Origin of the sequence: Paracoccus onubensis (assembly GCF_003591515.1) — a bacterium.
GTDB lineage: Bacteria > Pseudomonadota > Alphaproteobacteria > Rhodobacterales > Rhodobacteraceae > Paracoccus > Paracoccus onubensis.
Map to the genome: position 1 here is coordinate 178,852 of NZ_QZCG01000008.1, position 13,577 is coordinate 192,428.

At 62.5% G+C, this 13,577-nt stretch carries 10 protein-coding genes; 2 read left to right on the top strand and 8 right to left on the bottom strand.

Going from position 1 to position 13,577, the window contains the following annotated elements; all coding sequences use genetic code 11:
* Window positions 1–29 precede the first annotated feature (29 nt).
* Together D3P04_RS12910 and sauS are read right to left on the bottom strand one after the other, a co-directional pair.
* Complete coding sequence (locus tag D3P04_RS12910; RefSeq protein ID WP_119749514.1) at window positions 30–1,559, bottom strand: AMP-binding protein; 1,530 nt, start codon at window positions 1,557–1,559, stop codon at window positions 30–32.
* Window positions 1,556–2,965, bottom strand: coding sequence for an acylating sulfoacetaldehyde dehydrogenase (gene sauS / locus D3P04_RS12915; protein WP_119749668.1), 1,410 nt, complete (start codon window positions 2,963–2,965; stop codon window positions 1,556–1,558). The genes D3P04_RS12910 and sauS overlap by 4 nt, the downstream gene beginning before the upstream one ends.
* Window positions 2,966–3,136: 171 nt before the next feature.
* Between sauS and D3P04_RS12920 the strand changes: the two genes are divergently transcribed.
* A complete protein-coding gene (locus D3P04_RS12920; protein WP_119749516.1) occupies window positions 3,137–4,168 on the top strand; it encodes a LacI family DNA-binding transcriptional regulator in 1,032 nt (343 codons plus the stop codon).
* Between the two features lie 95 nt (window positions 4,169–4,263).
* On the opposite strand, the gene D3P04_RS12925 is transcribed toward D3P04_RS12920, so the two are convergent.
* Window positions 4,264–5,469, bottom strand: a complete 1,206-nt coding sequence (locus D3P04_RS12925) for an MFS transporter (protein WP_119749518.1) — start codon at window positions 5,467–5,469, stop codon at window positions 4,264–4,266.
* 26 nt (window positions 5,470–5,495) lie between these two features.
* Window positions 5,496–7,601 carry a TonB-dependent siderophore receptor gene (locus D3P04_RS12930; RefSeq protein ID WP_119749520.1) on the bottom strand — a complete coding sequence of 702 codons (2,106 nt, stop codon included), beginning with the start codon at window positions 7,599–7,601 and terminating at the stop codon, window positions 5,496–5,498.
* Window positions 7,602–7,829: 228 nt separating this feature from the next.
* On the opposite strand from D3P04_RS12930, the gene D3P04_RS12935 reads away from it, so the two are divergent.
* On the top strand, window positions 7,830–8,630 hold the full coding sequence (locus D3P04_RS12935; RefSeq protein WP_119749522.1) for an endonuclease/exonuclease/phosphatase family protein: 801 nt from the start codon (window positions 7,830–7,832) through the stop codon (window positions 8,628–8,630).
* Between the two features lie 40 nt (window positions 8,631–8,670).
* Here D3P04_RS12935 and D3P04_RS12940 read toward each other — a convergent pair whose 3' ends face one another.
* From D3P04_RS12940 to D3P04_RS12955, 4 genes are all read right to left on the bottom strand, one after another.
* Window positions 8,671–9,687 carry a phosphate acetyltransferase gene (locus D3P04_RS12940; RefSeq protein WP_119749524.1) on the bottom strand — a complete coding sequence of 339 codons (1,017 nt, stop codon included), beginning with the start codon at window positions 9,685–9,687 and terminating at the stop codon, window positions 8,671–8,673.
* 271 nt (window positions 9,688–9,958) lie between these two features.
* Window positions 9,959–11,740, bottom strand: a complete 1,782-nt coding sequence (gene xsc, locus D3P04_RS12945) for a sulfoacetaldehyde acetyltransferase (protein WP_119749526.1) — start codon at window positions 11,738–11,740, stop codon at window positions 9,959–9,961.
* Between the two features lie 12 nt (window positions 11,741–11,752).
* A complete protein-coding gene (locus D3P04_RS12950; protein WP_119749528.1) occupies window positions 11,753–13,144 on the bottom strand; it encodes an NAD(P)/FAD-dependent oxidoreductase in 1,392 nt (463 codons plus the stop codon).
* Between the two features lie 7 nt (window positions 13,145–13,151).
* Window positions 13,152–13,562, bottom strand: a complete 411-nt coding sequence (locus tag D3P04_RS12955; protein ID WP_119749530.1) for a nuclear transport factor 2 family protein — start codon at window positions 13,560–13,562, stop codon at window positions 13,152–13,154.
* Window positions 13,563–13,577: the final 15 nt, after the last annotated feature.

Sequence of the window (13,577 nt, forward strand, 5' to 3'; positions counted from 1 at the left end):
CCCATTCCCTCCCATGGGCAGGCGCGGCGTCACTCGGTCATTTGTGCCAGCCGCAGGCGTTGAATCTTGCCGGATGGTCCTTTCGGTAATTCGCGCAGCAGATGAATGACATCCGGCGTCTTGAACTTGCCCAGGCGCTTCTCGCATAGAAGCGAGATGTCCTCGGCCCTGAGCATCGATCCCTCGCACAGGACCACGGCGGCCTCGACGCGTTCGCCATAGGTGGTGCATTTGCGCGCGAAGGCCGCGGCTTCGATCACATCCGGCAGCGCATAAAGCGCCTCGTCGATCTCGCGCGGGGCGATGTTCTCGCCGCCCTTGATGATCAGCTCTTTCAGACGGCCTGTGACGAAAACATAACCATCCTCGTCGATCCGGCCCAGATCGCCGGTTCGCAGCCAGCCATCCGGCGTTAGTGCGACGGCGGTCGCCTCGGGATTATTCAGATAGCCCCGCATGATATTCGGCCCCCGCACGCATATCTCTCCCTCGGCTCCGGCAGGCAGGGGCGCCATGTCGCCGGACATGATCGCGACCTCGACGCCGATGCCCATACCGGGCGAGCCGATCTTGCGCAGCCCCGGCGGCAAGGGGTTCGACAGGATCTGCGCCGCCGTTTCCGTCAGCCCCATCGTTTCGATGATGGGAATGCCGAACCGCTCTTCGAAGGCGTTCTGCACCTCGACGGCCAGGGCCGCGGAAGCCGAGCGGCCGAACCGGATACGCTCGCGCACGGCCTTATCGGGCATCTGTGTGCCATGCAGGAGATGTGAAATGATCGTCGGGACGACCGAAAACCATGTTGCCCCGTGCTGCGCACAAACCTGCCAGAACCGGCTGGCCGAAAAACGTTCGCAAACGATCGCCGCACCGCCTGAGACAAGCGGCGCCATGATCGTCACGCATAACCCGTTGATGTGATAGATCGGCAGGACGCACATCGCCCGGTCCGCACGCGTCAGTTCATGCGCTTTCGCCGAGGTCCATCCGCCTGCAAGAAGGCTCGAATGGCTGTGCAGCACCCCTTTGGGACGCCCGGTCGTCCCCGAAGTGTACATCAGCAGGGCATGGTCCGAGGCATCATGAAGGCACAACTCACCGGGCACGGCATCTGCGGGCCAGGAGAATCCGCTCTCATCGGATGCGACGATCACCAATGGCCCGCCGTTTCCGTCAAGCGCCTGTTCCAGCAATTCGTGCTGCGACGCCGCAACCAGCACGATCCGCGCGCCGGAATGGCCAAGCGCATAGCCTATCGCATCCGCGCCCGCGACAAGGTTGATCATCGTCGCCCTGAACCCGCCGTAAAGCGCGCCGAACAGGCCCGCGACCGCGTTGCGCCCGTTCGGCAGCATCAGTGCAACGCTTTCACCCGGCGCCACTCCCAGTCCCGCAAGCCGCACGGCGATATCCCGGGCGGCATCGCGCAATTCGGACCAGCTCATGCGGGTATCGTCATCGGCAAAGATATGGCTGATCCCGTCCGGATCGTTACCGGCGCGGAAATCCAGCCAGTCGCGCACCGTTCCCGCGGGCGGCAGGTCGGGATCGAACCTCATTCTCCGGCCTCCGCCCAGTATTCGCCGAAAATCTCTTCCACGGTCGGTTCGCGTGGCGGGATCTGCCGCACGATACGGGTACGCTGCATGAAATTCCGCCAATGCAGGTTGGAATCGATAGAGTTGCCGCCCCAGCTTCCGCAACCCATCGACAGCGAGAACGGCAATCCGTTGTCGAAAGCGCCGCCTGTCGCGAAACAATGTGCCTGATTGACGATGACGCGGCAGACCGGAAGGCTCTGGCCCATGCTGATCGCGCGTTCATCGTCCTGCGTATGCAGGCCGATGGAATGTCCCGTCCCCTGATGGGCAAGGATACGGTGGGCGATATCCACCGCATCCTCGAAATCCCGCGCCCGGTACAGCGCCGCGACGCGGCTAAGCTTTTCGCCGGATAGCGGGTGATCGGGGCCGATGCCCGCGGTCTCGACAGCAATGAAACGGGTGCTGGCCGGCAACCGGTCCGACAGCCCCAGCTTTTCCAGAAGCACATCGGCATCGCTGGCAATGATCTCGCGGTTCAGATGGCCATCGGGCCACAGCCGCGAAACGATCTCCTGCTCTTCAGAGGGCGGAATGACGGCGCCGCCTTCGGCCTCAAGCGCGGCACGGAAATCATCGAAGACGCTATCCGGCACGATCAGGGCGTTCTCCGAGGAACAGGAGGTCGCGTTGTCGAACGTCTTGGACGCAGCGATCTTGCCCGCCGCGCTCGCCAGATCCGCGGTTTCATCCACGATCACGGCGACATTCCCCGCGCCCACCCCGATTGCCGGTGTGCCGCTTTCGTAAGCCCGGCGCACATTGTCCTGACTGCCGGTGACGACGACCAGATCGGCGGTTTCCAGCAGGCGCTGCGTCTTGGCCTTGGATCCCGGCGCAGGCAGCATCTGCACCAGCCGCCTGTCCTCGCCGATCCTGTCGAACTCCGCATGGATGAATTCCAGCAACAATTCGCAGCACGCGACCCCTTTGGGCGAGGGCGACAGGATGATCGCATTCCCGCATTTCAACGCATTGATGACATTGTTCGCCGGCGTGGCGGCTGGATTGGTCGAAGGGACCACAGCGCCGATCACCCCGATGGGACGCGCAATTTCCACGATGCCGGTCGCAGGATCGTCCGACAGGATGCCAAAGGTCTGCGCCCCGCGGATATCCCGCATCAGGCCAAGCGTCTTGCGATGGTTCTTGATGATCTTGTCGGCGACATTGCCAAGCCCGGTCGTCTGCACCGCCAGTTCGGCCAGTTGCCGGTTGCGTCCCGGCTCCATGATCGCCCATCCGGCAGCCTGCGCCGCCCGGTCATAGCGTTGCTGACTTCCGCCCGCCTCATACCCGGCCTGCGCGGCGCGTGCCTGCGCCATCATGGAATCTACCGCCAACAAATCATCGGGAACATTCATATGCGCCACATACCTTTGCTTCTGAACGATGAAGCCGGCCGGAAACCGGCTGCCGGATCCGCCGCCTTGTCGTTTGCAAAAAAGCGGTTACCGACTTGCGAATCTGACGATAAGGGATGAAAATAGTTATGCAAATGTTTTCATTAATTTTGTATAGAGGTCATATAAATAATGAAAAAACAAAAGCATAAAACAGATATCGTTTCCGTTGCAAACCTTGCTGGCGTCTCTGCCGCGACGGTCTCGCGGGCACTGAATCATCCCGATCTGGTGCAACCGGCGACCCGCAAAAAGATCGATCAGGCGATTCGCAAATCCGGATATATCCGCAATCGCGCCGCGCAGACGATCCACGGGCGGCGCAGCGGCACCATCGGACTCGTGGTGCCAACGGTGGCCTATGCGATCTTTGCCGAACTGGTTCAGGCATTCAACGACGCGGTCAGCGAACGCGGTTTCACCCTGCTTCTCGCGTCACATGGCTATGATCTGGATACGGAATACGGGCTGGTGCGCAAATTGCTGGAACATCGGGTCGATGCTTTGGCATTGATCGGCCTGGATCACAGCGCGGACACCTATCGGGTACTGCGCGAGCAGAACGTGCCCACCCTGGCAATCTGGAATTTCGACGCGGCTTCACCGGTCTCCTGCGTCGGCGTGAACAATGCCGAGATCGGGAATATCGCGGCCGATCATCTCATCATGCTGGGGCATCGCCGTATCGGCACGATCTTCCCCTCGACCGGCGAGAACGACCGCGCCCGTTCCCGGAAATCGGCTGCCTTCGAGCGTTTCCGCGCCGCCCAAGCCGACCTTGACGAAATTTGGCAGATACAGACCCCCTACAGCATCGCACAGGCGAAAGATGCCTGCCTCGATCTGCTGGCACGGCAGGATCGGCCGACGGCGCTGTTATGCGGCAATGATGTCATCGCGCAAGGGGCGATCTACGCGGCGTTGAAGCTTGGTCTGTCGGTGCCGAAGGATATCTCGATCATCGGCATAGGCGATTTCGCGGGCTCTGCGGAACTGGAGCCTGCCCTGACGACCGTGCGCATCCCGGCGCGGCGGATCGGCGCGATTGCGGCAGAGCATCTGGCCGCCGCCGTTGACCGGACCGAGGAAGATTTCCTTGTCCGCACCCGCTTCGAGGCCGAATTGATCATGCGCGCGACCACAGCCGTGGCTCGCGCGAAGTGACGCTCGGAAATCTGGATATGCGCCGCAGCGTCAGGGGCGTGACGTTTGTTGATCAAAGCCCGCGTCAAACGGAACCGCCCGGAAACACGTCTCGATCAGCCTGCCTGTATCGGCGCGGGCAGCAAGGCTTTCAGCTTCGCGAAACAGACTGCTGACAGAAGCAGCGACAGCCCGAATTGTGCGGGATAGCCCAGCCAATGGATGATCTGTCCCGCAAGCATTCCGAATGCCATGCTTATCAAAGCGTCGGCGCATTGGAATATGGTGAAGTCGACGCCGGCCTGCGCGGGATCGGACCATGCCATGAACCGCGCATATAGCGCCACGAACCCGACCGCCATGAAGGCGGGCGAAACGATCTGCACCATCCACGGCAATCCCGGTACCAGCATTGCCACACCCGAAGCGGCAAGCAGGCAATAGATCAGCACCACCGCCTGCGCCCCAAGCGCCGCCAGAAGCACGAAAGGCGCGCCAAGGGCGGATACGATCACCCCGCCCAGCAATGCCCCTGCCAGCCCGGTGATCATCGCTCCGGTCGCGCCGAAAACGCCGATATCGGTCAGGCTGAAGCCGTTATCCACCAGAAATGGCCCGAAATACCCGGTCGAGGATTTCATGGCCGAAACGTAAAGCGCGGTAACCGCAAGCCCCTGCAAGGTCGTGGGCCGTACCAATGCCGCCCGCAGGCTGGGTCCGGCGGGTGCGGGCGGCCCCAAAGGGCGGGGCTGGCGAAGCAGCACAAAGGGCATGCTGCAGGCAAGCATCAGGGCAAGCATCGTCACCATGCCCGGCCCCCAGCCCCAGCAGCCAAGCGCCACCAGCACCAACCCTCCGCCAAGGGCCGCGCCGACATAGGCGCCGCCCACCTGCATCGCATTGGCCCAGCCGTAATCCTTGGGCGAAAACGCTTCGACCGCATGACCATCGCAGGCGATATCGACCGTGGCGGTCGCCGTGGCGATCAGCATCAGCCCGGTCAGCATGACCGCGAAAGGCGCGGTCTCCGCCCGGATCAGCATGATCCCGATCAGCACGGTTGCGGCCCAGCCGAACATGATGACGCCGCGCGTCCGGGTCCTGCCCGGAGCGGGACGGCGCCAGCTTTCGACCTGAGGGCTCCACAGCATTTTCAAAGCCCATGGCAGCACCAGCAGCGACAGCAGGCCAAGATGGTCCAGCGCCATACCCTGACTGCGCAGATAGGCAGGCAGGGCCGTCCACATGAAACCGCCGATGACGCTTTGCGCGACATAAAGCCCGCCCAACGAGATCAGGGCAACCGGAAGGGCGTTTCTCATCGCTCGGGTCCGTATCCGCAGCGCTGTCAGAAGCGGCGCGACAGATTCAGGTCGATGGTGCGACCCTCATCCTGGTAACACCAGCCGGCGGTGCAGGTCTGTTCCCTGCGGTCCAGCAGATTGCGCACGTTCAGTTGCAGCAGCGTTCCCGCATGGCCTTGCTTCGCAAAATCATAGGAAAGGCCAAGATCGACATAGGTACGGCTGGAGTTGCGCATTGTGTTGGTATCGTTCCCGAAGCTTTTGCCGACATACCGAATGCCGCCCATCACTGAGAGATTCTCCATCGCACCCGAGGGGATGGCGTATTTGGCAAACAGCGACAGCGTGTTATTGGGCGTGCCCGACAATTCCTTGCCCTTGGTCCCCTTGGTTCCCTTGTCGATCGTCACTTTCATATGCGTATAGGAGGCGACAAGATTCAGGCCATTGTCCAGGGTGCTGTTCGCCTCCAGCTCGAACCCGCGCGAGGTCAGGTTGTAATCTATGCCGCGATTGCGCTCGTCATCCCCCACGACCAGCACCATGCCATGATCCTGTCGGATATCGAACACGGAAGCGGTAATCATCGTATTGCCGTCCGGCAATTCGTATTTCAGGCCGATTTCCTTTTGCAACGCCTCGGTCGCCTCGGCCGGAGCGCCTCTGCTATCCGAGGTGTTTTCATAGACCTGACTGATATTCGGCGCGAATGAGGTGGATATATTGGCAAATGGCGTCAGGCCATTGGCGAATTCATAGGAAACGCCCAAACGGCCGGTAAAGGCTTCATCCTTCTGCTGACCTGAAGCGAGTTCACCAGTCTCAGAATCCACGTCGGCATAATCCGTCGTCACCCAGTCATATCGCGCCGAGGCCGAGATGGTCAGTGCGTCCCTCTCGATCTGGTCGGCAAGGTAGATACCTTTTTGCGTCTGCTTCCGCCAGGCAGAAAACGGCACATCCATGGCATCGTTTGCCGCCTGCCCCAACACCGTGCTGCCGGTATGCGCGTCATATTTCGCCAGCGTGTAATCCGCACCGAAGGCCAGGGTATGGGCGAAGCTGCCGGTCTCGAACCGATGCTCAAGCATGGCGTCGATCACATGCGTGCTGGCAACTTCATGGTAGCGCGTCCACTTGACCGGAACCAGATCCTCTGCCGATGTGCCCGCCCGGGCGGCATAGCGCATGTCGCTGCGCACTTTCGTATAGCGATAGCTTTGGCGGAACTGTGTGCTACTGCCCAGATCCTGCGTATATTCATAACCCAGCAGGAATTGTTCCTGATCGTAGATATTGTAATCAGGATCGCCCGCAGGCTCATCCGTCACCTTCCAGTCCGATGCGGGAAGACTGCTGTCGAACCAGTTATATGCCATCGCGCCGGTGCGGCTTTTGGCATATTCGCCCATGACCAGCAGCTTCTGGGTGTCGGAAATCTGATAGGAAACCGAAGGCGCAATCAACACATGGTCGTCGGCATAACCGTCCAGATGCGTATCGGCATCGCGCGCCACCACGGTAAAGCGGTAAAGCAGGTTCCCGTCCTCATCCAGCGGCCCGGTAAAATCCACCGATGCCTGCGTCCGCGCATTGCTGCCATAACTAAGGCTGGTTTCGTGGAAAGGTGTATCCTTGGGCCGCTTGCTGACAAGATTCACCACCCCGCCCGGCGTACTGACTCCGAACATCGAGGATGCCGGGCCTTTCAGCACCGCGATGCCTTCCAGCGTATAGGGATCGTTCCGGTACCACGATGAAAGCCCGTTGAAGCTGCGCAACCCGTCGCGGAACACCCCGGTCTGATAGGCAGGGAAACCGCGCAGGTAAAAGGCGTCGTAGCGGGTGTCGAAGCCAAACACGCCCGGCGTTGCCGACGACGTATAGCTAAGCGCCTCAAGCATGGTGCGCGGGGCCTGATCTTCAAGCTGATCCTGCGTGATGACACTGACCGACTGCGGCAGGCGCTTGATTTCGGTATCGATCCGCATCGCCTGACGACCTGACCGGGCAAGATAGCCATATTGATCCAGCGTATCGCCACTTTCGGCATTCAGCACGATCTCGTCCAGCACCACGGTTTCCTGCGCAAGGACGAATGAAGGCAGAACCGTGCCGGCAAGCAGCACTCCCAGAAAGCGATTAAGCAATTCAGATCTCCTGTCAGGGCAACATGTTGCGCAGCTGGCGCGTGTGCGGCACCATAGCGATGCCCGTTACCAGAGAAAATTGATTGAGTGTTTTTATCGGAAATTGCGACTTTCCTGCCACAGTAACCTTGTTGCGGGGTTACGGCATCGCATGGCTCTGCCCGATGGATACCGTAACCGGCTTTCGATATGTAACCCGGCATGGCCCATTAACCCGAGGGGGACACATTGCGGATCACATGTCTCAACGGCTGGGGAGGAAAGCTGCACGTCGAATTGGCCGCCTATCTGTCCGTGAACAGCCCGGATCTTTTATGCCTTCAGGAAGTCATCCACAGCCCCGGCAGTGAAAAGGAATGGCTGACATACAGGGATGGTGATCACGTGCTTGCGCAAAGGGCGAATTTCTTCAGGGATATCTGCGAAGTTCTGCCCGACCACATCGCAATCTTCTGCCCCGCGGCCCAAGGGGTTCTGTGGGATGATGACAAGCCTGTTCCCTCGCAATGGGGGCTGGCGACCTTCGTTCACAGATCGCATACCATCATAGGACAGGTTCAGGGATTCGTGCACAAGGATTTCTCGCCCGATGGCTTTGGCGAACATCCGCGTTCAAGAAATGCGCATGGCGTTCGTATCCATGATGACAGCGCCGACCGGACGATCAGCGTCACCCATATGCACGGCCTGCGCGATCTCAAGGGAAAGATGGATACGGCCGAACGCGCGGCACAGGCCCGCCGGCTGCTGGAAATCTCGCGGCAGGTATCGCGGTCCGACGATCTTGCCGTGATCTGCGGCGATTTCAATGTAGAGCCGGACAGCGAAACCATCGCCCTTCTGGAACAATCGGGAATGACCGAACTCGTAAGAAGCGGCGGCTTCGAAAGCACCCGGACCTCTCATTACAGGAAGCCCGGAAAATTCGCCGATTACATGCTGATCAATCAGCCGGGGGCGGTGCGGGCATTCGATGTGGTCCATGACCCCGAGGTCTCGGATCACTGCCCGCTTGTCCTGGATTTGTAGCACCTTCCTCCCGCTGCCCTTTGTTGCGGGACCTCGCCTCTCACATTGTCCGGTTGTGTGCTGCCTGTGCTTTTGCGGGATCGGGGCTGTGTTGTTGATGTTTACCGGCCTGCACTGCGGTGATCGCGGCGGCGTATATGATGTCCTCGGTCGTGCATCCTCTCGACAGATCGTTTGCGGGCTTGTCCAGGCCCTGGAGGATCGGGCCGATGGCGGTCAGTCCGCCCAGGCGCTGGGCGATCTTGTAGCCGATATTGCCGGCGGCCAGATCGGGGAAGATGAACACGTTCGGGCGCCCGGTCAACCGGCTGCCGGGGGCCTTGCGGGCCCGGATCGCCCCGTCAAGCGCCGCGTCGAACTGAATCTCGCCATCCACCTCCAGATCGGGATCGGCGGCGCGGATCAGGGCCAGCGCCTCGTGAAGCCTGATCAGGCTGGGATGCTCGGCCGAGCCGGCGGTCGAGAAGCTCAGCAGCGCGATCCGCGGCGTCTCGGCCAGCACCTGCCGGCAGCTTCCGGCCGCCGAAAGCGCGATGGCGGCCAGCTCATCCGCATCGGGCGCGACCACCAGACCGCAATCGGCGAAGATCATCCCGCCCCGGACCGGCGCCTCCTTCGCGCAGGACAGCATCAGGAAGAAGCTGCTGACGATCCCCGCATCCGGCGCCCGGCCGATGACCTGCAGGGCCGCGCGCACGGTCTCGGCCGTGGTGGCCACCGCCCCGCCCACCGTGCCGTCGGCCTGACCCAGCCGCACCCGCATCGCCGCCTGACGGATCGGGTCGCGCATCTCCTCCAGCGCCCGGGCCGCCGTCATGCCCTTCGGCGCCCGCAGGCGATGCCAGTGACCGGCAAGCTCGGCCAGATCGGGCGCATCCGCCGCGCGCAGGCCCCTCACCCCCGGCAAATCCGGCCCGTCCATCAATGTGATCCGCGCCAGCCCCTCCTGCGTCAGCCGCAGCGCGGCCCCGGCCACGCGCGGGTCCCCGCCCTCGGGCAGGATGATATGGCGCGGAGTGGCGCGGGCATCGGACAGGATGCGTTCCAGCGGTTTCATGGATCTTCCTCATGCTGTGACATGCGGGCCAGTGACGGTGAAAGACGGTCACCGCAGCGGGCGCGCCGGAATCTCCGGGCAGGCATTGCGCCGTCACCGCCACCGGAACCAGAGCGGCAAATCCGGGACAGACGACCCCCGGCACATGCCGCGAAAGAAGCGGGCCGCGAGGGGAGCGGGGCCGTTCTCCTCATGATCGCCAGCCCGCGGAAAGAGAGCCAGCGGACATCCCGCCGGCGCCGCTCATGCGGGGAGCGTCATGCGGGGGGGCTCATGCAGCGCCCTGCTGCGGGCGCATATCGGCGGGATCGATCCCCGCCACAACCACCGGCTTCGTCATCGCGTCGCGGCGGAAAGGCTCGCCCAGCTCCTGGTTCAGCAGCACCTCGATAAAGGTGGTCTCCCGCGCCGCCATCTGCCGTTCGACCGCCTCATGCAGCGCCGAAGTCAGCTCTTCCTGCGAGCTCACCTGCACGCCCCGCGCCCCGCAGGCCTGCGCGATCCCGGCATAAGAGGTGCCGCGGTCCAGTTCCGTGCCGACGAAATTGTTGTCGTACCACAGCGTCGTGTTCCGCTTCTCCGCGCCCCATTGATAATTGCGGAAGATCACCATGGTGATCGCCGGCCAGTCGTCGCGCCCGCAGGCGGTCATCTCGTTCATCGAGATCCCGAAAGCGCCATCCCCCGCGAAGCCGATCACCGGCGTGCCGGGATTGCCAAGCTTGGCGCCCAGGATCGCCGGGAAGCCATAGCCGCAGGGGCCGAACAGGCCGGGAGCCAGATATTTGCGCCCCGCCCCGAAGCTGGGATAGGCGTTGCCGATGGCGCAGTTATTGCCGATATCGCTGCTGATGATCGCGTCTTTCGGCACCGCCTGCATGATCGCCCGCCAGGCCTGACGGGGCGACATCAGCCCGGCATCGCGGATGCGCGCGCCGGCATTCCATTCGGTGCCCGGATCGTCATCCTCGTGATCCAGGCTCGACAGTTCCTGCGCCCAGCGCGATTTGGTCTGCGCCACCAGATCGCGCCGCTCCTGGCGCCCCTGATCGCCGGCGCTCTCCGAAAGCTGCGCCAGAACGCTCCGCGCCACCTTGCCCGCATCGCCCTGGATACCCACCGTCACCTTCTTGGTCAGCCCGATCCGGTCGGCATTGATATCGACCTGGATGATCTTCGCCTCCTTCGGCCAGTAGTCGATCCCATAGCCCGGCAGGGTCGAGAACGGATTGAGCCGCGTGCCCAGCGCCAGCACCACATCGGCCTGCGCGATGATCTCCATCGCCGCCTTCGAGCCGTTATAGCCCAGAGGGCCCATGGCCAGCGGATGCGCGCCGGGGAAGCTGTCATTATGCTGATAATTGCTGCAGACCGGCGCATCCAGACGCTCGGCCAGCCCGACCAGATCGGGGATCGCCCCCGACAGCACCACGCCCGCCCCCGACAGGATCACCGGGAAATCGGCCTCCGACAGCAGCCTTGCCGCCTCGGCCACCGCCTGCTCGCCGCCCGAGGGCCGCTCAAACGCCACCACCTGCGGCAGATCCACATCGATCACCTGCGTCCACATATCCCGCGGGATATTGATCTGCGCCGGCGCCGAGTTGCGCCAGGCCTGCATGATCACCCGGTTCAGCACCTCGGGAATGCGCGAAGGGTCGCGCACCTCTTCCTGATAGCAGACGCAATCCGCGAAAAGCCGCATCTGCTCCATCTCCTGGAACCCGCCCTGACCGATCGTCCTGTTCGCCGCCTGCGGCGTCACCAGCAAAAGCGGCGTATGGTTCCAATAGGCCGTCTTGACCGGCGTCACGAAACCCGTCACCCCCGGCCCGTTCTGCGCGATCGCCATCGACATCTTTCCCGTCGAGCGCGTGAAACCATCCGCCATCAGACCCGCATTCGTCTCATGCGCGCAGTCCCAGAAACGGATCCCCGCACGCGGAAAAAGATCGCTCACAGGCATCATCGCAGAACCGATGATCCCGAACGCATGCTCGATACCGTGAAGCTGCAATACCTTAACAAAAGACTCCTCAGTCGTCATTCGCATCAAAATCGCTCCTTATCTGCGCTCATCGCGGAAGTGGTAGAGTTTATAGAGGCCCCATTGACCAAGCCGCCGGAACGGCGTCTTCCAGCCCTCATGCGGCAATTCGTTGTTGAAGATCGGCAGGTCGGGCAGGGTTTCCCCCGCGACAAGCTGCGCCATGCGGCGTCCGGCCATTGCGGAATACATCACGCCGTTACCGCCATAGCCAAGCGCATAGAACGCGCCCGGCAGGTCGGGCAGGCCGGTGATGCGGGGCATCATGTCATGGCTGACATCCACCCAGCCCCACCAACTGTAATCCAGTTCGATCCCGCGCAGGGCGGGGAATTTGCGGGCCATGCCCTCACGCAAAGCGTCCAGATGCGTAGGATTTGCCGCATCACGCCCGGTAATCGCGGCGCGTGAACCGATTTGCAGCCGGTTGTCGGGCAGCAGGCGGTAATAATGGCGCAGCGTCCGCGTATCCGTCAGCGGCGAAAGCTTCCGGATGCCGATGGCTTCCAGTTCACCGGCGTCCAGCACGCGGGTGACGATGCTGTTCGACATGATAGGCATCAGCCGGTCCTTCAGTTGCGGATGCAGCCCCCGCGGCGCATAGGCCGCCGTCGCCACCGCTACCCGGCGGGCGCGGACGGTGCCGCCCGGTATGCGCAGATGATGAATCCCGTCGCGATAGTCCCAACCCTGCACGGGGCTGTCGGTATGGACCTTCGCCCCAAGTTCCCGCGCCACCCGCAGATAGCCGAAGGCCAGTCTGGCGGCATGGACGCCAAGGCCGTCGGGTTCCCACATCGCGCCATGAGCCTCCATGTCGCGGGCGACGGTCTGGTGCAGCTCATCGCGGGTCAGGATCCGGGCATCATAGCCGAAGCTGTTGCGCAGCAATGCGGCTTCCGTTTCCAGCGACGGCAGGACCGATTCCTTGTGGGCGATGTAATAATGCCCGCCATCCTGAGGATCGCAATCGATCGCGTGGTCGCGGATCAGCCCCCGGAACAGGTCGAAGGCTTCGCTGATCTCTGTATGAAGCCCCCTGGCCACGTCCAGACCCCAGCGGTCGATCCACTGGCTGCGCTTCAGCCGGCCGGAACTGATCTGCGCCTGTCCGCCATTGCGGGTCGAGCAGCCATAGGCGACGCCGTTCGCCTCTAATACCGTGGCCTTGATGCCGTGCATCTTGGCCAGATGGATCGCGCAGGACAGGCCAGTATAGCCCGATCCGATCACCACCACATCGGCATCCATATCGCCCGTGACCGGGCCGTCATCCTCGGGCGCAGGACCGGCGGTGCCGATCCAGTAGCTTGGCGCATAGTCGCTGCGCGGACCCAGTGCGGGTGCGGTCATCGGATCGTAGAACGGGTCGAAATCGATCGAACCCGCGCGTTTCGGGATTGCCTGCATGGCGGCCTCACCCTGCCGGAGCAGCCGGGACCGGAATCGCCGGGCGCTGCTTGCGGATGGCCTGTTTCTCGATAATCCTGCCATCCCTGATCCGGAACAAATCCACGCCCTGCACCTCGGTCCGGGTGCCATCCGGATTGGTGGCGCGGAATGTCCATTGGCTGACGCCGCGCGTGCCGTCCTCGGACAGGAAATGGCTGTGATCGGCCCATTGCACGTCCGGCATCGCGGTCCAGACGCCTTCGAAAGCCTTTGCAATGGCATCCCTGCCCTCGATCCGGTTGCCGTATTCGTGGTCGCCCGCGACGGTATAGAACACGCAATCCTCGGCAAAATGGGTCATCACCCCGGTGATGTCATGGCGGTTGAAGGCATCGAAGGTGGCCTGCAAATCCTTGGCTGTCAGTTTATGGGACATGAAATTCTCCTTGGG

Excerpts from the sequence above, each read along its gene's own strand:
- D3P04_RS12910 (WP_119749514.1), bottom strand. The coding sequence starts at position 1,559 with ATGAGGTTCGATCCCGACCTGCCGCCCGCGGGAACGGTGCGCGACTGG.
- sauS (WP_119749668.1), bottom strand. The coding sequence starts at position 2,965 with ATGAATGTTCCCGATGATTTGTTGGCGGTAGATTCCATGATGGCGCAG.
- D3P04_RS12920 (WP_119749516.1), top strand. The coding sequence starts at position 3,137 with ATGAAAAAACAAAAGCATAAAACAGATATCGTTTCCGTTGCAAACCTT.
- D3P04_RS12925 (WP_119749518.1), bottom strand. The coding sequence starts at position 5,469 with ATGAGAAACGCCCTTCCGGTTGCCCTGATCTCGTTGGGCGGGCTTTAT.
- D3P04_RS12940 (WP_119749524.1), bottom strand. The coding sequence starts at position 9,687 with ATGAAACCGCTGGAACGCATCCTGTCCGATGCCCGCGCCACTCCGCGC.
- xsc (WP_119749526.1), bottom strand. The coding sequence starts at position 11,740 with ATGCGAATGACGACTGAGGAGTCTTTTGTTAAGGTATTGCAGCTTCAC.
- D3P04_RS12950 (WP_119749528.1), bottom strand. The coding sequence starts at position 13,144 with ATGCAGGCAATCCCGAAACGCGCGGGTTCGATCGATTTCGACCCGTTC.
- D3P04_RS12955 (WP_119749530.1), bottom strand. The coding sequence starts at position 13,562 with ATGTCCCATAAACTGACAGCCAAGGATTTGCAGGCCACCTTCGATGCC.